This window comes from Parabacteroides sp. An277 (assembly GCF_002159645.1).
In the GTDB taxonomy this organism is placed as follows: Bacteria; Bacteroidota; Bacteroidia; order Bacteroidales; family Tannerellaceae; genus Parabacteroides.
In genome coordinates, this window is the sequence record NZ_NFJB01000019.1 from 1 (window position 1) to 22,888 (window position 22,888).

At 45.5% G+C, this 22,888-nt stretch carries 22 protein-coding genes and 2 tRNA genes; 22 read left to right on the forward strand and 2 right to left on the reverse strand.

Features of this window, described 5'->3' with window-relative positions; translation table 11 throughout:
- Window positions 1–42 precede the first annotated feature (42 nt).
- Together B5F77_RS09000 and B5F77_RS09005 are read left to right on the forward strand one after the other, a co-directional pair.
- Entirely contained in the window at window positions 43–3,219 is a 3,177-nt protein-coding gene (locus tag B5F77_RS09000; protein WP_239446031.1) for a TonB-dependent receptor, read from the forward strand.
- 21 nt (window positions 3,220–3,240) lie between these two features.
- The gene (locus B5F77_RS09005; RefSeq protein WP_087329984.1) at window positions 3,241–4,821 is read left to right on the forward strand and encodes a RagB/SusD family nutrient uptake outer membrane protein; all 1,581 of its coding nucleotides are present in this window, start codon (window positions 3,241–3,243) and stop codon (window positions 4,819–4,821) included.
- A gap of 103 nt (window positions 4,822–4,924) precedes the next feature.
- Here the strand turns inward: B5F77_RS09005 and B5F77_RS15585 are convergent, their stop codons facing one another.
- Window positions 4,925–5,155: a hypothetical protein gene (locus B5F77_RS15585; RefSeq protein ID WP_140392858.1), complete on the reverse strand. Its 231-nt coding sequence runs from the start codon at window positions 5,153–5,155 to the stop codon at window positions 4,925–4,927.
- An 86-nt stretch (window positions 5,156–5,241) separates the two neighbouring features.
- On the opposite strand from B5F77_RS15585, the gene B5F77_RS09010 reads away from it, so the two are divergent.
- From B5F77_RS09010 to rny, 11 genes are all read left to right on the forward strand, one after another.
- On the forward strand, window positions 5,242–6,354 hold the full coding sequence (locus B5F77_RS09010) for a DUF6261 family protein (RefSeq protein WP_204244957.1): 1,113 nt from the start codon (window positions 5,242–5,244) through the stop codon (window positions 6,352–6,354).
- A 395-nt stretch (window positions 6,355–6,749) separates the two neighbouring features.
- The gene (locus B5F77_RS09015) at window positions 6,750–6,947 is read left to right on the forward strand and encodes a transcriptional regulator (RefSeq protein WP_087329986.1); all 198 of its coding nucleotides are present in this window, start codon (window positions 6,750–6,752) and stop codon (window positions 6,945–6,947) included.
- A gap of 471 nt (window positions 6,948–7,418) precedes the next feature.
- Window positions 7,419–7,955, forward strand: coding sequence for a phosphoribosyltransferase family protein (locus tag B5F77_RS09025; RefSeq protein WP_087329988.1), 537 nt, complete (start codon window positions 7,419–7,421; stop codon window positions 7,953–7,955).
- Between the two features lie 114 nt (window positions 7,956–8,069).
- Entirely contained in the window at window positions 8,070–8,642 is a 573-nt protein-coding gene (locus B5F77_RS09030; protein WP_087329990.1) for an adenylate kinase, read from the forward strand.
- A 75-nt stretch (window positions 8,643–8,717) separates the two neighbouring features.
- The gene (obgE, locus tag B5F77_RS09035; protein WP_087329992.1) at window positions 8,718–9,902 is read left to right on the forward strand and encodes a GTPase ObgE; all 1,185 of its coding nucleotides are present in this window, start codon (window positions 8,718–8,720) and stop codon (window positions 9,900–9,902) included.
- Window positions 9,877–10,710, forward strand: a complete 834-nt coding sequence (gene pgeF / locus B5F77_RS09040) for a peptidoglycan editing factor PgeF (protein WP_087329994.1) — start codon at window positions 9,877–9,879, stop codon at window positions 10,708–10,710. The genes obgE and pgeF overlap by 26 nt, the downstream gene beginning before the upstream one ends.
- A 103-nt stretch (window positions 10,711–10,813) precedes the next feature.
- Window positions 10,814–11,506, forward strand: a complete 693-nt coding sequence (locus B5F77_RS09045) for a phenylalanine--tRNA ligase beta subunit-related protein (protein WP_087329996.1) — start codon at window positions 10,814–10,816, stop codon at window positions 11,504–11,506.
- Window positions 11,507–11,582: 76 nt separating this feature from the next.
- Complete coding sequence (locus tag B5F77_RS09050; RefSeq protein ID WP_087329998.1) at window positions 11,583–11,786, forward strand: winged helix-turn-helix domain-containing protein; 204 nt, start codon at window positions 11,583–11,585, stop codon at window positions 11,784–11,786.
- Window positions 11,787–11,934: 148 nt separating this feature from the next.
- Window positions 11,935–12,228 carry a hypothetical protein gene (locus tag B5F77_RS09055; protein ID WP_087329999.1) on the forward strand — a complete coding sequence of 98 codons (294 nt, stop codon included), beginning with the start codon at window positions 11,935–11,937 and terminating at the stop codon, window positions 12,226–12,228.
- A 4-nt stretch (window positions 12,229–12,232) separates the two neighbouring features.
- Window positions 12,233–12,532: a cell division protein ZapA gene (locus tag B5F77_RS09060; protein WP_162607977.1), complete on the forward strand. Its 300-nt coding sequence runs from the start codon at window positions 12,233–12,235 to the stop codon at window positions 12,530–12,532.
- Window positions 12,533–12,653: 121 nt separating this feature from the next.
- On the forward strand, window positions 12,654–14,189 hold the full coding sequence (gene rny, locus B5F77_RS09065) for a ribonuclease Y (RefSeq protein ID WP_087330003.1): 1,536 nt from the start codon (window positions 12,654–12,656) through the stop codon (window positions 14,187–14,189).
- A gap of 72 nt (window positions 14,190–14,261) precedes the next feature.
- Here the strand turns inward: rny and kdsB are convergent, their stop codons facing one another.
- Window positions 14,262–15,017, reverse strand: a complete 756-nt coding sequence (kdsB, locus tag B5F77_RS09070; protein WP_087330005.1) for a 3-deoxy-manno-octulosonate cytidylyltransferase — start codon at window positions 15,015–15,017, stop codon at window positions 14,262–14,264.
- 495 nt (window positions 15,018–15,512) lie between these two features.
- Here kdsB and B5F77_RS09075 point away from each other — a divergent pair, with 495 nt between their 5' ends.
- The 9 genes from B5F77_RS09075 (at window position 15,513) to B5F77_RS09115 (ending at window position 22,875) form a co-directional block, all read left to right on the forward strand.
- Entirely contained in the window at window positions 15,513–17,030 is a 1,518-nt protein-coding gene (locus B5F77_RS09075; RefSeq protein ID WP_087330007.1) for an NAD(P)H-hydrate dehydratase, read from the forward strand.
- Window positions 17,031–17,265: 235 nt separating this feature from the next.
- Window positions 17,266–17,339 (forward strand) — tRNA-Thr (locus B5F77_RS09080).
- A gap of 81 nt (window positions 17,340–17,420) precedes the next feature.
- Window positions 17,421–18,041, forward strand: coding sequence for a flavodoxin family protein (locus tag B5F77_RS09085; protein WP_087330009.1), 621 nt, complete (start codon window positions 17,421–17,423; stop codon window positions 18,039–18,041).
- 69 nt (window positions 18,042–18,110) lie between these two features.
- The gene (locus B5F77_RS09090; RefSeq protein ID WP_239446050.1) at window positions 18,111–19,163 is read left to right on the forward strand and encodes a DUF6340 family protein; all 1,053 of its coding nucleotides are present in this window, start codon (window positions 18,111–18,113) and stop codon (window positions 19,161–19,163) included.
- A gap of 43 nt (window positions 19,164–19,206) precedes the next feature.
- Window positions 19,207–19,668, forward strand: coding sequence for a hypothetical protein (locus B5F77_RS09095; protein WP_087330011.1), 462 nt, complete (start codon window positions 19,207–19,209; stop codon window positions 19,666–19,668).
- 37 nt (window positions 19,669–19,705) lie between these two features.
- Window positions 19,706–19,778 (forward strand) — tRNA-Thr (locus tag B5F77_RS09100).
- Between the two features lie 103 nt (window positions 19,779–19,881).
- Window positions 19,882–21,081 (forward strand): site-specific integrase, encoded by a 1,200-nt coding sequence (locus B5F77_RS09105; protein ID WP_087330013.1) that lies wholly within the window; start codon window positions 19,882–19,884, stop codon window positions 21,079–21,081.
- A gap of 108 nt (window positions 21,082–21,189) precedes the next feature.
- Entirely contained in the window at window positions 21,190–22,095 is a 906-nt protein-coding gene (locus B5F77_RS09110) for a hypothetical protein (RefSeq protein ID WP_140392859.1), read from the forward strand.
- A gap of 9 nt (window positions 22,096–22,104) precedes the next feature.
- Window positions 22,105–22,875 (forward strand): hypothetical protein, encoded by a 771-nt coding sequence (locus tag B5F77_RS09115; protein ID WP_087330017.1) that lies wholly within the window; start codon window positions 22,105–22,107, stop codon window positions 22,873–22,875.
- The last annotated feature ends 13 nt before the right edge of the window (window positions 22,876–22,888 follow it).

Genomic DNA, 22,888 nt, shown 5'->3' on the forward strand with positions numbered 1-22,888 from the left:
ACTTGAGACAGAGTATAAATGTTTACTAAATAAGTGTGTTTTATGAAGAAAAGGTTTACAATGGTAGCGGCTTGCTTGCTGATGGGAATGTCGGCAGCGTGGGCCCAGAGCACGAAAGTGACCGGTCATGTCGTTGACGAGAACGGCGAGCCGGTAATCGGTGCTTCGGTAGTCGTAAAAGGTACCACAATCGGTACGGTTACGGACTTTGACGGAAACTTCGTATTGGAAGTACCGGAGGAGCACAAGCATTTGGAAATCTCCTACGTGGGTATGGAGAAAATGGAAGTGCGCGTAGCATCGCAAATAAATGTACACATGCGTTCTGATTCACAAGCGCTGGACGAAGTGATGGTCGTAGCATACGGTACGGCAAAGCGTTCTGCCTTCACGGGTTCGGCCGCTATGATTGATAATGAAAAGATTGGACAACGTCAGGCTTCAAACGTAACCAATGCATTGGCGGGACAGGTAGCCGGTGTGCAAACTACCAGCAATACAGGTCAGCCGGGTAAGGATGCTACTGTACGTATTCGTGGTATTGGCTCTATTTCGGCAAGCAACAATCCGTTGTATGTAGTGGATGGCGTTCCGTATGATGGTGAGCTTTCAGCCATCAATACATCGGATATTGAATCCATGACGGTCTTGAAGGATGCCGCTTCGAATGCGTTGTATGGTGCACGTGGTGCGAACGGCGTTATCTTGATTACGACCAAGCGCGGTAAGAGCGGAGATGCTCGCGTGAGCTTCGATGCCAAATGGGGTGTGAATAAGCGTGGCGTGCCTTCTTACGACCGTGTTAATCCGGCCCAGTTCTATGAATTAGCCTATGCCGCTATTTATAATGGCGATTTGAATGGTATGGTAGCTGCCGGTGATTTGGCGGGTGCGAATGCGTATGCCAACCAGACGATGCTGTCAAGCTCTTATTTAGGATATCAAGTATATTCAGTTCCGAACGGTGAACAATTGGTAGGCATGGATGGTAAGTTGAATCCGAATGCTACGTTAGGTTATTCGGATGGTACTTATTTCTATACGCCGGATGATTGGTCGGATGCGTTGTTCGAAAACAATACCCGTCAGGAATACAACTTGAGCGTTTCGGGTGCAAACGATAAGATGAACTATTATATGTCTGCCGGTTATTTGGACGACCAAGGTATCGTGCCGAACTCCGGTTTCCAACGCTATACAGCTCGTCTGAAAGCAGATTACCAAGTAAAGCCTTGGTTGAAGATGGGCGGTAACGTTTCGTTCACGCACTACGATAGCCGCGAGCAAGATACAGAAGGCGGTTCTTCGAATGCCAACGCGTTCTATGCGGCTAATATCATTGGTTCTATCTATCCGATGTATATCCGTGATGCGTCGGGTAATATTATGGTTGACGAACGAGGCATGCAGCGTTACGATTACGGTTCGGATACGAACTTCTCTCGTACGAACGTCATCCCGAATGCGAACCCGTTGGCAAGCTATATGCTGGATAAGCAGAAATATTCGGGCGATGTCATCAGCGGTAAATGGTTTGCAGATATTGATATCTGGGGCGGCATCAAAGCGAAGGTCAACATCGGTGTGGATGCGAACAATGTCCGCAATACAGATATGGTGAACCCGTTCTATGGACAATATTCGGAAACTTCCGGCGTAGGTGGTATCGTCAGCGTATCTACAAGCCGTACATTCAGCGTCAACCAGCAGTATTTGTTGACTTACAACAAGACATTCAACGATGTGCATAACTTGGACGTATTGGCTGGTCACGAAAACTATAACTATAAATATTCTTACCTCTACGGTTCGCGTGAAAAGATTTACAATCCGGATATGCCTGAGTTGAATAACGGTATCTTGAACCAGACGAATAGCAGTTATTCGCAGAGTTACGCAACCGAGGGTTGGTTGTTCCGCGTACAGTATGATTATGATGGCAAGTACTTCGGTTCGGCTTCGTATCGTCGTGATGCTTCTTCGGTGTTCCATCCGGACAACCGTTGGGGTAACTTCTGGTCAATCGGTGCGGGTTGGTTGATGAACAAGGAGGCTTTCTTGTCAAATCAAGAATGGATTGACATGTTGAAGTTCAAGATCAGCTACGGTACGCAAGGTAACGATAACTTGTTGTATGCAGGTGGTCTGTATCGCAACTATTATCCGTACATGGACCAATATCAGTTGGCGAACAGCAACAATGATTTCTCTACCTCTTTATATTATAAAGGTAATCAAGATATCACGTGGGAAACTTCGCACAGCTTCAATACCGGTTTCGACTTCACCTTCTGGGGCGGCAAGTTGAGCGGTGCGGTAGAATACTTCTCGCGTAAGACAACCGACATGCTTTATTTCAAACCGGTGAACCCGTCTATCGGTTATTCTACTTTCCCGGAGAATATCGGTTCGATGGTGAACCGTGGTGTGGAATTGGATTTGCACTCGAATATCATCAATATGAAGAACTTCTCTTGGGATGTGTTCTTGAACTTGACGCACTTCAAGAATAAAGTGTTGGAATTGGCTCCTGAATTGAACGGCCAGTTGATTAGCGGTTCTCGTATCTACCGCGAAGGCGAATCCATGTATCAGCTCTATTTGCCGAAGTATGTAGGTGTAGATGCTGAGACGGGTCAGGCATTGTGGGCATTGACGGAACCGAACGATGCCGGCGAAACGGTAACGACCTCTTATTCGGAAGCCTCTTCGAACCGTTTCGCTACGGGTGATATCCTTCCGAAGGTGTATGGCGGTTTCGGTACGAGTTTGACAGCTTACGGATTCGACTTCTCGATTTCGTTCGCTTACCAGTTGGGTGGCCGTATCTTGGATTACACGTACGGCGAATTGATGAGTACGGACGCAATGGGTTCGGCTTGGCATACGGATATGCTGAACGCTTGGACTCCGGAAAACACGAATACGGACATTCCGCGCTTGAACGTACAAGACCAATACACCGGTCACTTGACGCAAGACCGCTGGTTGACCAGCTCGAATTACTTGAGCTTGCAGAACATTACGTTCGGTTATACCTTGCCGAAATCTTGGACACAGAAGTTGCAAATCGAAGGCGTACGCCTCTATTTCGTGGCAGATAATGTGGCACTCTGGTCGGCTCGCAAGGGCTTAGATCCCCGTCAGAGTTATCTGAGCGCGGATAACGTTTATTCGCCTATCCGTACTATCTCCGGCGGTATTTCTTTGAATTTCTAATTCTCTAAAATGATTTGATTTATGAAAATATCAGCAAAATATATCGTATGCGCAAGTGCTGCTTTACTTTTAGCTTCTTGCGATTTGGATAAGAATCTGGAAGGTCAGTACGTCAGTGGCGACCAGAAGGAGGATATCATCGGGAACCGCCCTAACTTGATTACGGCGGAGGTGAATGCGTTGGCATCTACATTGAATGTATTCGGTACGATTTCTGACGATGCCAATACCTATCACAACGATTTTGGTGTGGCTGCGGTAAGCTTGGCTTACGAGCAGGGCGGGCAAGACATGCCGTCTACTACTTCGGGTTACAACTGGTTCGGTACGGCGTTGAACTATTCCGACCGTCTTTATACCAGTACGTTGGATGAGCTGATTTGGAAGACGTTCTATAACCACATGAAGGCGGCTAACAACGTGTTGACGTTGACGGAAGGCTCGGAAGACCCGTCGATGTTAATCTATCGCGGTCAGGCGTTGGCTGCCCGTGCGTATGATTACCTGAACTTGGCGCAGACCTACCAGTTCACATACGCCGGACATGAATCGGCGCTCTGCGTGCCTATCGTGCTCGAAACGATGAGCGACGAGGATTTGCAGAACAACCCGCGTGCGACGGTACAGGAGGTGTACGACCAAATCATGAGCGATTTGAATCAGGCTATTGAATTGCTGGATGGTTACGACAACGGTACAAACAAAGACCAAATCGACATTTACGTGGCGTATGGTCTCCGTGCGCGTGCCAACCTGTTGATGCAGAACTGGGCGGAAGCGGCTGCCGATGCCGAACGTGCGATGGCGGGTGGTTCGCCTTATTCGCGCGACGACGTGTCGAAGCCTTCGTTCAACTCCGCTTCGGCCAACTCTTGGCTCTGGGGTGTGATGATTTCGCCGGATAACGACGTGGTAACGACCGGTATCATCAACTGGCCTTCTCACCTCTGCTCGCTGACTGGTAACGGTTATACGACTTTGACGGGTGCTTATCGTTTTATCACCAATACGTTGTACGACTGGATTCCTTCGACGGATATCCGCAAGCAATGGTTCCTCTCTCCGGAAAATACCTCTTCGCTGATTGACGGGCAGACCGTGAGCGGCGAATCGGTGGTTGATTATTTCGGTTTGACGCCGTATGTGAATGTGAAGTTCGGTCCTTACCAGGATGTATTAGGAAATACAACCAACTCGCAAGACTGGGCTTTGATGCGCGTCGAGGAGATGATTCTCATCAAGGCGGAAGGCGAAGCGATGAGCGGAAACGTAGCTGCTGCGAAGTCGACTTTGGAAGATTTCGTGAAGACGTACCGCGACCCGGAATATACTTGTACAGCCAACTCGGCACAAGAGTTGCAAGACGAAATCTGGATGCAACGCCGTGTCGAGCTCTGGGGTGAAGGCTTCTCGCTCTTCGACATCCTGCGCCTCAAGAAACCGATTGAGCGCAAAGGCACGAACTACGAGGCTATCGTCCAGTATAACCTCCCGGCTGAATCGCAAATCATGATTTACCGCATCCCGCAGTGCGAGATGGAAACGAACCAAGGTATCTCGGACGACCAGAACAACCCGGCTGCTGAGCAACCGACGGTATAAAACGGTATACATTATATAAATAAAGAGGCCCCTCCCCAACCCGGAGGGGCTTTTTTCATGCAAAAAAACTTCCGCCAAATACTTGCATAGTTCAATTTAATGCCTAATTTTGCAAACGTGAGGTGAAAGTAGTACAATCACCCGCCTGGAAGTTCAGGCAGCACATTGTACCGGTACAATCACCCGCCCGAAGGTTCAGGCAATACATTGTACCGGTACAATCATCCGCCTGGAAGTTCAGGCAGCACATTGTACTGGTACAATCACCCGCCCGAAGGTTCAGGCAGCACATTGTACCGGTACAATCACCCGCCTGGAAGTTCAGGCAGCACATTGTATCGGTACGATCACCCGCCTGGAAGTCTAGGCAGCATATTGTACCAAATAAATAGGAAGTTTAACTTTAAAATGAATGGAAGCATGTTGGAAATTCTGTTAGATTATCCACGCACGAGGGCGAAAAACGCGCGGCATGTGCAATTTATCACCGATTTGAAGAAAAGGATTTCGCAGGAAGTGGCCGCGAAATTCGGTTTTACTGTCCAGTGGACGGATTTTGATACGGCAGCGAATCATGAAATTGCTGGTTTTAAAGAGGAAAAAGGGTATTTAAAAACAACGAAGATTGAGGCTACCGACAGGGCTCGCGATTGTACTTTTAAATTGTATCGAGGCATCGCGCTGCTGTATAAGGCTTATGGAATTACAGAAGAGGAACGACAAGCGGGTGAAACCATTGCATTTGCTTTCCATGAAGCGGGCGATGTGACGGTTTCCGAATATGGTAGTGAAACGGCTGAAATTTCTGATTTGGTGGAAAAGTTCCGCACGGAACCTTATGTTTCTGCTTTGGCTACGATTGGATTGGAAGGCGCACCGGATGCACTTGAAGAGGCTAATGAGGCGTTTAATACGATTTATCTGGAACGAAACGAGGAAGAACGCGACCGCGCGTTTGCTCCAAACATGAAATCGCTCCGCGCAGCCAGCGATACGGCCATCGAAACACTGTTTAAGACCATCAACGCGCTTTACGCTGTGAACGAGTTGGTTACGAAGGACGAAGAGACTCGTACAGAATTAGGGAAGATTATCAACGACGTAAATACCTTGATTGTCCGTTTCCGTAAAACTGTCAGCGGCAGTTCTTCGTCAGGAAATGCTGAGGGCGGCGACGAACCTACCCCGACTCCCGAACCCGTCACGCCCGAAATCACCGCGGTCTACCAAAAGGAAGGCGGCGACCCGGAGAATCCGCACCGCATCGAGCGAGGCGAGCAAACTGGCGTAAACTATAAAGGCTTTACCCTGAAGGGACAGGATGGCACGCTGGAACACGTCATCGGGCTCGTCAATGATCAGGATTACATCGAATGGATTAAAGCCGCGACCATCAGCAACGTCACAGAGACCAGCTGCGAATTTACCATGGTCCCGGATTTGACGGAAGGACAATACAAAGTCCGCATCGAAACGTATGATGGAGGTAGTCCGCTGGTAGTGGAATATCCGGAACCCATCACGTTGTGGTAATGGACAATTGACAATTAATATGCTTGTAGGGGCGGACTCGTGGGTCCGCCCTTTTTTGTACTTGATTGTTTTCCATAAATAACCTATTGGAACACAGAAGGAGCTGTGTCAAAATGCTATCTGAAAAGCTCCCCTGCCCTTAGGGGAGCTGGCTCGCGTAGCGAGACTGAGGGGTTAAATCTCTCATAATAAGAAACAACCCCTCACCCCTGCGGGGAGCTCCCCTAAGGGCAGGGGAGCTTTTCAGTTACTTCCTGATAATATTTCCCTATTTTGATACACCCGCCTACGAACGGGGGAATTGTCCATTGTCAATTATCCATTGTTCATTGTCCATTGTCCATTACGCGAATTTGTTGTACTTTTGTAATCGGAATCCTTAAATAGATGAAAGTATGAAAATAGGAGATTTGGTATTAATATCGCCCGATGTGACCCTGCAAAAAGAATGGATAACGGGTCAGGTTATCCAAGTGGAAAACAATCCGTTTGTCGGCATCGTCATTTCTGCGGAAACCCCCGACCGCAATGTCTTTTTCGGCCGCGAAGAGATGTTTAAACCGGTAAAGAAGGAGAACGTATGTTTGCCATAAGTTTTGGTATGTCGATTTCGAAGCTCGAAGAACATTATGGAACACCTTATAACCGGGCTTATTACGAAATTAAAGAAAGCCTGAAGAAAAATGATTTCAATTAGATCCAAGGAAGTACATATCTTACGGTCAACGGCAATTTGAGCAATCTCTACAAAGCGATCAACGACCTTTCCAAATTTGAATGGTTTAAAAAATCGGTGCGCGATATTCGTGCCTACAAAGTAGAAGATTGGTCTGACTTTACGCCAATCATGAAGGAATCGTAAACAATGAGCCCCTCCCCATTGTCGGAATGGATTATAAAGCCCCGACCATTTAATAATTGACGATGATTGACAGGCTCGTAGGGGCGGACCCACGTGTCCGCCCTTGCGAACGGGAAAATTGTCCATTGTCCATTGTCAATTATCCATTGTCCATTACGCGAATTTGTTGTACCTTTGTGCGCTTGAAAGAAAAAGACGCATCATGGAGAAGATTCGACTGAGAGATAAAACATTCAAATTGTTCATCCCAGAGGCAGCGATAGGGGAGGCTATCGCCCGGATGGCCGCAGAAATCAAGCGGGATATAGCCGGGAAGGATGTACTGTTCGTTTGCATATTGAACGGGGCCTTTATGTTTGCCTCCGAATTGCTGGCGGAGATGGACGATGCCTATGAGGTATCGTTTGCGCGTTACTCCTCGTATGCGGGGACAAGCAGCACGCACGAGCTGAAGGAAATCATGCCTATAAAAGAGAACGTCCGAGGCCGGACGGTTGTCTTGCTCGAAGATATTATCGACACCGGCTTTACGATGCAGGGCGTTTTGGCGCGCTTAAAGGAATTAGGTGCGGCCGAGGTGAAGCTCGCCACGATGCTCTTCAAGCCCGAATCCCTGCAATGCGAACTGAAGCCCGATTATGTGGGCATCCGGATTCCGCCGGCCTTCATCGTGGGGCACGGGTTGGACTACGACGGGTTGGGTCGGGCCTATCGGGACATTTATGTAATTGACAATTGAGAATTGACAATTGACAATTCTGGTGGAAGATGAAGATATTGTATAATAAATATAATGTATAATAGAGGCAATTGTCAATTATCCATTGTCAATTGTCCATTAAAAAAGAAGTTTATGTTGAATGTAGTTATTTTCGGCGCTCCGGGTTCAGGAAAAGGGACGCAGAGCGAATTGATTATTAAGGAATATGGGTTAGATCACATCTCGACGGGCGACGTGCTCCGTTCGGAAATGAAGAACGAGACCGAGTTGGGAAAGATAGCTAAGGATTACATCGAGAAGGGACAGCTCGTGCCTGATGATTTGATCGTAAATATGCTGGCCAAGGTATTGGATAGCAAAGAGAACTCGAAGGGCGTCATCTTTGACGGTTTCCCTCGTACGATTCCGCAGGCCGAAGCTTTGAAGAAGATGCTGAACGAACGCGGCACGGATGTCTCTATCATGTTGAACTTGCAGGTGGACGAAGATGAGCTCATCAAGCGCTTGTTGGAACGCGGCAAGATTTCAGGTCGTTCAGACGACAACTTGGAGACCATCAAATCGCGCCTCGAAGTGTACCACAAGCAGACAGCTCCGCTCGCGGACTTCTACGTGAAGGAAGGCAAGCATACGGCTATCCACGGTATGGGCACGATTGAGGAAATCTTCGGTCGCATCAAGGAAGCAATCAATTCAATTCATTAATCCACAATAGACAATTGACAAGGATACAGCAAGCTGGGTAATTGTCAATTGTCCATTTTCAATTGTCCATTCTCAATGGCTGAATCAAACTTTGTAGATTACGTAAAAATCTATTGCCGCTCTGGAAAAGGTGGCAGAGGTTCTACTCACTTTCGCCGTGCCAAATATATTCCGAAAGGGGGACCCGACGGAGGGAACGGAGGAAGAGGAGGCCATATTTACCTGCGCGGCAATCGGAACTATTGGACGTTGCTCCACTTGAAGTACGAGCGTCATATCCTGGCAACCAACGGCGAGAGCGGCGGAGCGAAACGCAGCTTTGGCAAGGACGGGCAGGATCGGATTATTGAAGTCCCTTGCGGAACTGTGGTATATGATGCCGAAACGGGCGAGTTTATCTGCGACGTCACCGAAGACGGGCAGCAGGTGATGCTCCTCAAAGGCGGAAAAGGCGGATTGGGCAACTGGAATTTCCGCACGGCAACCAACCAAGCACCACGTTATGCCCAGCCGGGCGAACCGGCGCAAGAGCGACATGTGATTCTTCAACTCAAACTCTTGGCGGATGTCGGACTGGTAGGGTTCCCGAACGCGGGTAAGTCTACGTTGCTTTCGGTCGTATCGGCTGCTAAACCGAAGATTGCCAATTATCCTTTTACGACCCTCGAGCCTAACTTGGGAATCGTGAGCTATCGCGACAATCGTTCCTTTATCATGGCCGATATTCCGGGTATTATCGAAGGCGCGAGCGAAGGCAAGGGGCTGGGGCTCCGTTTCTTGCGTCATATCGAACGAAACTCGTTGCTTCTCTTTATGGTTCCGGCAGATAGCGATGACGTGAAAAAGGAATATGAGATTCTGTTGGGCGAATTGACGAAGTATAATCCCGACTTGGTCGAAAAACCGCGCGTTTTGGCCGTCACGAAATGCGATATGCTGGATGAGGAGTTGATGCGTGAGATGGAACGCGAGTTGCCCGAGGAGCTTCCGCATGTATTTATCTCAGCTGTAGCGCAAATGGGAATCAATGAGTTAAAAGACCTGCTCTGGAAGGAGCTGAACAAGGAGTCTTTCCATGAAGTCGAACGGATAGTCCATAAGAATATCGATGTGAAGTCGCTTCCTTTCGATGACGATGAGGATGATTTCGTGTTCCCCGAAGAGGAAGAGGACGAAGAGGAATTCGTCGAGTATGAGGATTGGGAGGACGACGAGGACGAGGAGGAACCATCTGATGGCAATCAATCGTCTGAACGATAAAGTGGAAGTGTGGCAATGCGCCGAATGGATGGGCGATTGCCACATTTCTCATTTTTCGACTACTCGTTTCGGAGGCGTGAGCCAAGGCGCGTTTGGCGGGATGAATGCTGGACGCTATACGGACGACGACCCGACGCATGTGCAGCAAAATGTGGAATGGCTTTGCGAAGCGTTGCATCTTTCGCCCGAACGGCTCCTGATGCCACATCAGACGCATGGAACTTGTATCCGTAAGGTGGATGCCTCTTTCTTGCAGGAAACGAAAAGAGCGCAAGAGGAAGCCTTGGAGGGAGTAGATGCACTCGCGACGGATGTGCCCGGCGTGTGCGTGGCAGTCTCGACGGCAGATTGCGTCCCAGTCCTGCTTTATGCGCCGGATAAGCAAGTCGTGGCAGCGGTTCATGCCGGTTGGCGGGGCGTGGTACAGGGCATTGTCCCGCGAACTGTCGCTTTCTGCCGAGCGGAATATGGATGCGACGCGTCACAAATGGAGGCCGTGATAGGTCCGTCTATTAGCCAGGCTGCGTTTGAAGTAGGCGAGGAGGTGGTCGAACAATTCCGCCAATCGCAGGCCTGGACAAAGGAGGATACCGAATCCCTCTTTAGAAAACATCCTGAAACGGGCAAGACGCACATCGACCTTTGGCGGGGCGTACAGCTGCAATTGTGCCAGGAAGGATTGGTCGAAAACCGGATACATCTCGCTGGGATTTGTACCTACCAGCAGGCGGACCGCTTCTTTTCGGCCCGGCGGTTAGGTATTCGGAGCGGACGTATCTTGTCTGGCATTTGGCTTCACGCCAGATAGGCGATGCCAATACAGCGGAAAGAGGATGTCGATACGGCGTATTGACACGCTCGATACGGCGGAAAGGCAATATATACCTATTTAATATGAATAGAAAGGAAAAATGATACAAATTGCATTATCGGACGAAATAAGGGAAGCGTGCCCCGATTTGCACGTATTGGCCCTCACTTGCGAAGTGAAGAATAGCGAATCGGCTGCGGGGCTTTGGGCGGAAATAGCCGAGGAAGAGGCGCGAATCCAACGAACTTTGCAACTGGAGGAAGTGAATAAATTTCCACCTATACGGGCGACTCGCCAAGCCTATAAGCGGTTGGGAAAAGACCCGAACCGGTATCGTCCGTCGGCCGAGGCGCTTCGTCGGCGTATCCTTCGCGGGTTGCCGCTCTATCGCATTGACACGGTGGTCGATTTGATTAATTTGGTTTCGATACGGAGTGGCTATTCGATTGGAGGATTTGACGTGTCGAAAATTCAAGGTACGCAATTGACGTTAGGTGTAGGACGGGAAGGGGAACCCTATCAAGGTATTGGCCGGGGCGAATTGAATATTGCCGGTTTGCCTGTTTACCGCGATACGATGGGCGGAATAGGAACGCCAACCAGTGATGAGGAACGAACAAAGATAAGTCTGGAAACCTCTTCAATACTGATGATTATCAATGGTTATTCAGGTCGGGAGGGGGTACTTGAGGCCGGTACGTATGCCGCCGGATTGCTTCGAAAATACGCTTCGGCAGTCCATTTTGAAGCATTATGGGTACATCAAACAGAGGTCATGTCTATTACAATTTAACTAAAAAAGCACTAAATGTTTGGTCTTTTAGAATAAATCTCTATATTTGTCCCCGTTTATTAAAAGCATTAAGCGTATGATAGAATTAATTGGTACAAATGCGGGCAAAGTATGGAATGCTTTGCACGAAGGCGGAAAGATGAGCCTGAAAGCATTGAAGAAAGCTACCAAAATTAAGGCGGAAAAAGATATGTACGCCGCAATGGGGTGGCTGGCAAAGGAAGGTAAGTTATCTTTCGAAAAAGTTGGGGAAGACTGGGAAGTTTCCCTGACCGAGTGAGCACATTCTCTTTAACCAAAAGAGAAACGAAAAAGGTTATCCCAATCCAGTTGGAATAGCCTTTTTTCGCATTTTCTTAGAAAGAAAGCGCCCGAAATATTGCAATATTCAAATCTAAACTCTACTTTTGTATAAAATTTGGCGGGAGATGACCGAAGATAGTAGGCAGCTATTGGTTTTATTGGAACTCCGGTTCAACGAGTTGATGGCATTATGCGATGCGCAAAAGCAGAAAATTCAAGAATTGGAGCAAGCTCTGGAGGTAAAAGAAACAGAGCTAAACCAGGCTATTGAGAAAATAGGTGTATTGAATGCTAAATGTAATAACCTGCTGACGGCGCAAGTCATTTCTGTGGAAGAAGGCGAAATGAAGAACGCCAAAATGCGGGTGTCAAAGTTAGTGCGGGAAGTTGAGAAGTGCATCGCACTGTTAAATGAATAGTACGATGGATGACAATTTCGTTATAAATATAAAAATAGCAGAACGTTCCTATCCTATTCCGATTAAAAGGCAGGAAGAGGAATATATTCGCGAAGCTGTGAAATGGGTGAACAAGATGCTAATCAATTACCAAAGTGTCTATAAAGACGAATTTGAGGTAAGGGATTATCTGGCACTGATAGCCGTAAAGGCTGCATCTTACGCGATACAATATGAACGTGAACACGATATGACGCCTTTTGACGATAAAGTCCGGGAGCTGACGGCGCGCCTGGATGCTTATTTGGCTGGAGAAGAAGGTTAGATAGAGGTGGCTTTTTTATAGTAAGCGAATGATTTCCGCACTGCTCTACAAGGCATAAGGCTTTGTATGGTAGTGTTTTTTATTTATATATCAATATTATACGAACTAAATTTTATAATAAATGGGAATGTATATTATCATATCAATAGTGACCTTCGTTTTCGGAGGGTTACTTGTATGGCTGATTATGCGCTACCTTCTGAAATCTAGACATGAAGCGATTTTGCGGGAAGCAGAGAAGGAAGCCGAAGTGATTAAGAAGAACAAGTTGCTGGAAGTGAAAGAGAAATTCATTCACTTGAAAGCGGATTTGGAAAAACAGGTTTCGCAACGGAATGCTAAAATCCAATCGGTGGAGGCTAAGTTGAAACAGCGCGAAATCAATTTGAACCAACGTCAGGAAGAGTTGCAGCGTAAAAACAATGAGGTGGAAATCGTAAAAGATAACCTCGCTGCACAACTGGATTTGGTAGAGAAGAAGCAACAGGAGCTGGATAAGTTGCACCTCAAGGAGGTTGAGCACTTGGAAAGTTTGTCTGGCTTATCGGCAGAGGAGGCAAAAGAACGCTTAATCGAATCATTGAAAGATGAAGCCAAAGCGGAAGCAGCTTCTTTCATTAATGAAATCATGGAAGAGGCTAAGATGACAGCCAATAAGGAAGCGAAAAAAATCGTTATCCAGTCTATTCAGCGGGTGGCGACGGAAACGGCCATCGAGAATTCTATTACAGTATTCCACATTGAGTCGGATGAAATCAAAGGACGTATCATTGGTCGTGAAGGACGTAATATCCGTGCATTAGAAGCGGCAACGGGTATTGAAATTGTGGTAGATGATACGCCTGAGGCTATCGTGCTCTCTGGATTTGACCCGGTTCGTCGCGAAGTAGCTCGCTTGGCATTGCATCAATTGGTACAAGACGGACGCATTCATCCGGCACGTATCGAAGAAGTAGTGAACAAGGTGCGCAAGCAAGTGGAAGATGAAGTAGTCGAGACAGGTAAACGTACGGCTATCGATTTAGGTATTCATGGCTTGCATCCAGAGTTGATTCGTCTGATTGGAAAGATGAAATATCGTTCGTCATACGGGCAGAACCTGTTGCAGCACGCCCGCGAAACAGCCAATCTTTGTGCCATCATGGCTTCCGAATTGGGTTTGAATCCGAAAAAAGCGAAACGTGCTGGCTTGTTGCACGATATTGGTAAAGTACCCGATGATGAACCTGAATTGCCGCACGCTATTCTGGGTATGAAACTTTGCGAGAAGTATAAAGAAAAACCGGATATTTGCAATGCCGTAGGTGCTCACCATGATGAAGTTGAAATGCAAACGCTGCTCGCTCCGATTGTGCAAGTCTGCGATGCGATTTCAGGAGCTCGTCCGGGTGCTCGCCGTGAGATTGTCGAGGCTTACATTAAACGTTTGAATGATTTGGAGCAATTGGCACTTTCTTATCCAGGCGTAGTCAAGACGTATGCAATCCAAGCCGGACGTGAGTTGCGTGTCATTGTGGGGGCGGATAAGATAGATGATAAAGAGACAGAAAACCTCTCGAACGAAATCGCCAAGAAGATTCAAGACGAAATGACCTATCCGGGTCAGGTGAAGATTACCGTAATTCGAGAAACGCGTGCTGTCAGCTATGCGAAATAAGTAATTCGTTTTGTTTACGATAGGAATGTGGGAAGACGGGCCAAAAGGTCAATCTTCCCATTATTTTTCTGCTTAATTGCCAACTGTCAGCCGTTTGACCGCTTTAGCTAAATCTTCCGGCGTATCGATGCCAATGGTTTCTTGCGTGGTAATGCCCACTTTTATTTTGTATCCATTTTCCAACCATCTGAGTTGCTCCAAGCTTTCGGCTAATTCGAGTGGGGATTGGGGTAAAGTGGTTATCTCGGCCAATACGTCTGCACGATAGGCATACATACCAATGTGCTTATAGAACGTTTGGTTCGCAAGCCATTCTGTGTATTGTTTGCCTCGGACATAGGGGATTATCGAGCGACTAAAATACATCGCTTCGCCTTTCCGGTTGACTACTACTTTGGGCGAATTAGGATTGAACAAATCCTGTTCGAAATCGGCATTTGGGGCGAAGGGCTTTACCAAAGTAGCGATCTGCACGGTATCGTCCGTAAAGCAAGCTTTGATTGTTTCAATCTGTTCGGGATGGATGAAAGGTTCATCGCCTTGGATATTGATTACGATATCAAAACCTTCTCCCACCTTTTGATACGCTTCGAAACAGCGGTCGGTGCCGCTCCGATGCCGGTCGGAAGTCATGACCACATTTCCGCCAAAGGCGCGGACAGCCGCCTCGATCCGTTCGTCGTCTGTTGCCACACATACTTTATCTACCGAGCCAACCACTTGTTCATAAACTCGTTGAATCATAGGTTTGCCTGCCATGTCAGCTAAAGGTTTCCCCGGAAAACGCGTTGAGGCGTAGCGAGCAGGTATAATTCCAATAAATTTCATCTTTCTTTTCATTTTAGTCTGAGGGCAAAGATAAGGATTAAAAGCGAAATAAGAGGGAGGAAAACTTTGAAATATGCCGAAGTAAACTTTCTAATCCGCCTGTCTTTTCTTCGCGTATCGTCGATGTTTTTGTATCTTTAGTCTAAAGATATATAAATATCGACGATATTTGTACAAACATCGTCGATGCGTGTAGGAATTGTCGTTATGTTCGGTAAAAGTTATGCCTATAAATTTCGTTTTCTATAGGCATGAAAGGGCGAAAGATTGGAACTAAATGCGATTTTCGCAGCGTAATCATCTAAAATAACGGGCAAGGATGGAAGATTTAGTACATAGGATCGGGTGGTTTGTTTACAAAGGCAAATGTTTGATACATCGGTTTAAGCTCAGAAGAGGTTGAAAATCTATGGTAATTCGACTTTCTTCTGCTTATTTTTTTGAAATGCTTTTTATAATCCGTAAATTTGCCCACAATATAAAAGCAAAAGAAATATGATTAAGATATTTGCAACGGAAAAGGTAAAAGAGATAGACAAGTATACTATTCAGAATCTGCCTATTGAGCCAATCGCTTTGGTGGAAGAGGCTGTGACGGCTTTTGTCAACGAGTTTAAAAGCCAATATTCGAAGGCTCGGCGGGTGATTGTTTTTGCCGGACAGGGAAACAACGGGGCCGATGCGCTGGGTATTGCGCGGCAGTTGCTGTATGAATCCTATAAGGTGGAGACCTATTTGTTTAATCCTACCGACAGCTTGAGTCCGGAATGCGCGGAAAACAAACGGCAATTGCTGAGCATTGAAAATGCCAAGTTTACGGAAATACGCGGGGGGAGCAACTTTGCGCCTCCTATTCTGACGTCGCGCGATGTGGTAATCGACGGTTTGTTTGGCTCGGGATTGAACCGCCCGTTGGAGGGAGGATTCGTGGGATTGGTGAAATACATCAATGCTTCTCCGGCCGAGGTCGTGGCGGTAGATATACCTTCGGGACTGTTTGGCGAAGACAATCGGGAGAACGACCCCACGTGTATTATCCAAGCTAAGCAGACGTATACGTTCAATTTTCCGAAGTTGTCATTTTTTATGCCCGAAAACGAGAAGTATGTGGGCGAATGGAAAATCCTTCCGCTCAATATGCATCCGCAAGCCATAGCCGATACGCCTGCGTCTTATTTCCTGTTGACAGAAGAAGACATCACGGGGGTCTTTGTACCTCGTAAGCGGTTCACGCACAAGGGGACTTATGGTCATGCGCTGTTGGTGGCAGGAAGCCGGGGAAAGATGGGGGCTGCCCAGTTGGCAGCCAAGGCTTGTTTGCGGAGCGGAGCCGGTTTGCTGACGGTTCATGTGCCGAAGTGTGGCGAAGAGATTCTTCAGATCGCGTTGCCCGAAGCTATGGTCGAGGCCGACACGCACGACGATGTCTTTACGCAAGCGCCGGATGTCACGGGGTATGCAGCGGTAGGCATCGGTCCGGGATTAGGGCAACAGATAGAGACGGCGGTGGCTTTGGATGAGTTGCTGGCTTCGATAGCCGAGCCGGTCGTGTTGGATGCGGATGCACTTAATTTGATAGCAGCCAATCCGGACTTATTGGAGAAGGTTCCCGAGCGGAGTATCTTGACGCCTCATCCGAAGGAATTCGACCGATTGGCTGGAGCAAGCTTTTCGGCGTACGAACGTTTGCAACGCGCCCGTCAATATGCCAAAGAACATAGCGTGTGTGTGGTGCTGAAAGATGCCTATACGGCCATTTGCACGATGGAAGGTAATGTATATGTAAATGTAGGCGGAAATCCGGGTATGGCTACAGCAGGGAGCGGCGATGTCTTGACGGGTATCATCCTCGGGTTGCTCGCACAAGGGTATGACCCGGAAACGGCGGCCGTGGTGGGCGTTTTCTTGCATGCGACAGCAGGTGATATTGCCGCCAAGCATTGGAGCGAGTGGGGAATGATTTCGGGAGATATCGTCGATTGCTTGGGAAGCGCGTTTAAACAAGTGATATAAAACGAACGGAACAGGAGAGAGAAGCGGCGAAAGGCATTTCGAGAAGTTTCTCTTTCTCTGAGGTTTATTGTGTTATTTGAAAAATATTTTGAAAAAGCGCTTGCAAATTTGGGAAAAATGCCTACCTTTGCACTCGGGTAAGTCCTACACGGCAAGCTCCCTCGGAATCCCCCAGGGCTTGACCGCAGCAAGGGTACTTGGTTGTAGCGGCGCGATGTAGTAAGCTTACCCACTTGCCTCTTTAGCTCAGTTGGCCAGAGCACGTGATTTGTAATCTCGGGGTCGTTGGTTCGAATCCGACAAGAGGCTCAGAAAAGAAGCGGGAAAAGGTGGTCCTTTTCTCGCTTTCGTTGTATATATAGGTCTGCTATTTTAAAAAAAGAATAGATTATGAAAGTTATCTTAGTCAATGGAAGTCCACACGCGAATGGATGCACATATACAGCTCTTCAAGAGATTGAGCATGAATTGAATGCGCAAGGTGTCGAAACGGAAATATTTTGGATTGGCATTCGCCCGATTTCGGGATGTATGGGTTGCAACCAATGCTTGGCAAGCGGGCGTTGTTGTATGAATGATTCCGTGAATCTCTTTTTGGAAAAGGTACCGGAGGCGGATGGTTTCGTGTTTGGTTCGCCGGTCCATTTTGCGTCGGCTACGGGCGCATTGACGTCGTTTATGGATCGTGCATTTTATGGTCGTGCGGCCTTGTTTGCTCATAAACCGGCGGCCGCGATTGCCAGTTGCCGAAGAGGTGGTTCGTCTACTACCTTCGACCAGTTGAACAAGTATTTTACGATTAGCAACATGCCGGTGGTTTCTTCCAACTATTGGAATACGGTGCATGGGAATACGCCCGCAGAAGTGGCGCAAGATATCGAAGGTTTGCAGACAATGCGCATCTTGGCACGCAACATGACTTGGCTTTTAAAATGTTTGGCTGCTGGAAAAGAGGCGGGTATTCAGCCTCCGGCCTTCGAAGCACGGACTAATACGAATTTTATTCGTTAAGCAAACGCGCATAAAGAGCGATTTTTTCGTATCTTTGTCCAAACACAAGACAGGAGAAAGGTAATGCAGGTGATACAGCAATTGAAGCATATAATGTGGGCGGGGTTGTCGTTGTGGCTGACAGCCTGTGGCGGCATCCAGTATATGGGTATTGAGACGCGTAACCCGGGCGAGGTCACTTTCCCGCGGGAGGTGCGTAAGGTGCTGATGGTGAATAATGCCGCGCCACAGCCGGAGAAGAGCGGATATACGTACAGACTGATGGGAGTTGTGCAGGATACGGCTCGTGTCCAGGCAGATAGCGCGTTGTTCGATGTATGTACGTCGTGCGGGTTGGCTATTTTGGATGCCGATTACTTCGACGATGTCCTACTTTTTCACGAGTCTGTCCGCGATTCCTCGTTACTTTTTGTAAAAGATTCGCGACTAACTCAGCCACAGGTCATTGCCCTTTGCGAGGCAAACGGCGCGGATGCCGTCATTTCGTTGGACAAGATGTTATTTTCTATGGACCGCGAAGTGACGGGTTTAGGGGCTGGCTTCGTGGATGGAACCATCAAGATACACATGAATGGCATCTTGCGAGCCTATTTGCCTACGCAGGAAAAACCCTTGGCCACGGTGCTGGTTAAAGATTCCGTCGAAGTGCATCAAGCGGCTGAATCACTGGAGATTTTAGACTTCTACCTTCCGAACGCCAACGATGCGTTACGCTTGGCAGGAGATTATTTAGGAAGGCAAGTGGCATCCTATTTTGTTCCGCATTGGAGTGAGGAAACCCGCTGGTATTTCAGCAGTTCCAATTCTCGCTGGAAGGAGGCGGCAGCGTATGCTTCAGCCAATCGCTGGGAGCAGGCTGCGCAACTTTGGTCTGCCCTCTATCGTTCGAATACATCGGAAAAAGCACGCGCCGAGCTGGCTTCCAATTTGGCCTTGGCGTGCGAGATGCAGAATAATCTTCCGAAAGCGCGGGAATGGGCAGAGAAAGCGCGAGATTTGTTCCGCCAAGCCGGGGGAAATGACGCGAAAGAGGTGCGCCTCCTGCAGGTTTATGCGGATGTCTTAAAGGCAAGAATCGAATCGGACCAAAAACTAAATGAGCAAATAGAGTACAAATATTGAGAATTTTTCCGTATATTTGGAGCGTTTTATAAACAAAATGAGTATGGAAACAAATGCAACACAGGTGCAGTCGGTGGTGGAATCACTTTTTTTGTCGGCTATTCAAAAGATGACCGCAGAGGGAAGCGGCCATTTTATCAGCGATATCTATGTGCAAGCAGATCCGGAAACGGGCGAACTGCTGATTTACGACGAAGAGGAAAAGTTGATAGAAAAGACCATTATTTATGATTGGGTCAACAATGCCGAGGAGGAAGAAGTCTTCAATCGTCGGGTAGCTGCCGCCTTGAAACCGGTACTTTCGACATTGGCCGCGCAAGATAAATTTGAAGATACCTTGTTTGCCAAGCCACTTTCTATTAGTTTGACGGACGAAGATTTTGTTGTCATAGAGGAACTTCTGTTTGTAGACGATGATATGCTCCGCCTGGACGACCCGCTTTTAAAAGATTTGGACAAAGATTTAGATAATTTTTTGGCGAAATTACTTTCGGATGTCGAGTAAAGTTTGTACCTTTGCAGCGTCAAAAAAGAAAGGGAATGCCGAAATGGCTCAGTTGGTAGAGCAACGCATTCGTAATGCGTAGGTCCCGGGTTCGAGTCCCGGTTTCGGCTCTGATAAAGAAGCAGTTATCTAAACGATAGCTGCTTTTTTTATTATTATAATAGTGGTTTTTGAGACTTTGTTTAAACCGATGTTTAAACCAGTGTTTAAACCATGAGTGTTACAATCAATGTTGTATGTTACAAGAGTAAAGTATTGAAAAACAATGAATCTCCTTTGATGATTCGTATTTGTAAAGACAGGAAAATGAAGTATCAAAGTCTGGGTATTTCTATTCATCCTAAGTATTGGGACTTTAAAGCCAACAAACCTACTCCCAAATGTCCTAATAAAGAGTATATAGAAAAGGTAATAGCTGAAAAGACAAAAGCTTATATGGATAAGGTTTTGGAGTTGAAAGCTATGGAGAAGGATTTCACAGCAACTACACTGGCTGAAAAGGTGCATAAGTCTTCTAAGGTGAAAACTGTGCAAGAAGTATTTCTTCAGTATATTCAAGAACTGGAAGCTACCAACCGCTTGCGTTATGCTGAGATGTATAAATGTACCATGCACTCCCTTTTGAAGTTCAACAAGCATTTGAATATCTATTTCCCTGATATAGATGTGGCTTGGCTCAGGAAGTATGAAACTTGGCTATTAAGTCAAGGTTTAGCTATCAACACTTTAGGGACAAGATTCAGGCATTTAAGAGTAATCTATAACTATGCAATTGAAGAAAAGATAGTAAAGGAAGAGTATTATCCTTTTAAATCATTCAAGGTTGCCAAATTAAGCCAAACAACAGCAAAACGCTCAATCCATAAAGATGAGATACTTGCTGTTTTAAACTATCAAGGAAAAACTCCTATGGAATGCTTTGCCATAGATTTGTTCACCTTTTCTTATTTAACTGCAGGTATCAATTTTGGGGATATAGCTCGTTTAACTAAAGACAATGTACTTGAAAATAGATTAGTCTATGTAAGAAAGAAAACTCAAAAGCAAATAAAAATTCCATTGCAAGAACAAGCTAAAAGTTTGATTCATAAATATGGAACAGCAGAAAATCCTTATCTATTTCCTATTCTTTCTAATTTCCATAGAACAGAACAGCAAAAAGTTAATCGTATTCACAAAATCATATCTAAGGTAAATAGAGCTTTAAAACAAATAGGAGAAGAATTGAATATTTCCATAGACCTTACAACCTATGTTGCACGACATAGTTTTGCAACAGTATTAAAGCGTTCAGGCGTAAGTACTTCTCTAATTAGTGAAGCCTTAGGGCATAGTTCTGAAAGAGTAACTCAAATCTATCTGGATAGCTTTGGCAGTGACCAGATGGAGGATGCTATGAAAAATCTGCTTTAATCCAGAATAATCCCCTCTCCTTTCTGGGGATGGGATTATTTTTCTTTAGAAAATCTTTTGTACCTTAGAAGAAAATGCGTAATATTGCAGAAACTAAAAACAACAATCATGGGTGAAATAGAAGAGTTTCCTGAATACAATCACTTTTTAGGCATATTAAAGAGTGGTATGTATGTAAAAAAGAGGTATTTGTCTGAGATTGTTAATATACCATCATTAGAATATATTTTAAAGGCTGAATGGCGTCATAGATTTATAGGACCACGTAATATTACGGATTGGTTTCAATATACTATAATAAATAAGGAAGGGAATCCAATGCCGTTAAAGGTCGGAAATTTTGAGGTCATATATATAGATGAAGATAATGGATGTACCAATTTCTTTGGCAGGAAGGTTCAAATACATGATATTAAAAGAGATACGTATTACACCTACAACTCTATGAAATATTGGTATGAGTTTATCAAAGAAGAATTGATTCCATTACTTGAAAAATTGAATGAATATGGAAGTTGGGAAGAATATCACTTAGCAAAGGATGATAGAATAAGTTCATTTGGAACAACAGAAGCATATAATTTGTATCAGGAAGTCATTCAGCTTCGAAAGGAACAAGATAGCTATAATGCAAAAAAAGAAAAACTTATAGAAGAAAGGGATAATCTCTTAAGTAAAAGTGAATCTTTACAGAAAGAGAAAAATGAGCTTTACTCTTATACTGAATCTCTGAATAGGAAAATAGATAAGTATCAGAATGATAATGTTTTAATCAAAAAGGAGAAAGAACAATTATTTCAAGAACAAAAAAATGTAATCAAACAATATAATGCACTTAAGGATGAAATGACATCTTTGTTGAAAGAAAACGAAAAATTGAAAACAATTCTTTCTGATGTAAGCAATGAAAAGAATGAACAAGGAAATGAATTGCAAAGATTGAAAGAAGAAAATGATAAACTAAATGTTATCATAAATTCTAAAAAGAATCTACTAAAGCAATTATTTAAATGAGATATAATTATGGCAAATTTAACAAAAGCTCAGTATATCAAAGTATTAGATAAAAATCGTACTTTGCATATTGTGGAAACAGACGAGGAAGTGGAAGCCTATTATAATAAGCAAGAGTATGCCATCAAAGTAAGTTCCCCTATCTTGAAAGAGTTGTTTCAAATGGGCAAGTTACCTGTTGATAGTCGGTATCTTATACCCAAAAAAGGTACTTACTTTATTTTAGATATACAAAGGAAGCAAATTCCATTTAAAGGACAACCCAGAATGGCTGATATTGCTTATGTCTTGTATAAAGAAAAAATGTCTCTTAGGAATCTAAGTGATTTGACAGAAGAAGAACTTCAGGAGATTTTTGATGGTAATCATAATAAAAAATTGGAAGACAATGATTTTTGGTTTAGAGTTTATCAGTTAAAAGTATGGTCGTTGTTTAATAACAATTCTAAAGAGGAATATGGAAATACAGACCTTCACCAACTGATTGGCAAACAAATTATTGTGCATCGTATTAGTCTTGATTCTGATACACATACTTATAAAGTGGAATGGTTTAATGAGGATAATTGGGATAATTTTTATAAAGAATCAGCTATAACAGAAGCTCTTATGGAAGAAGAGTTACAAAAGCAGGAGGCTGAGGCTGAATATATCGAACAATATTTGGCTGGTGAATTGCCTGATGAAGGTACATATATTTCAAATGATGAGGGATTTATGGAACTTTATCCGGAAGATTTCATTGAAGAGGATTTTAAAGAAGAGGATTTTAAAGATTGATTCACTTTTAACC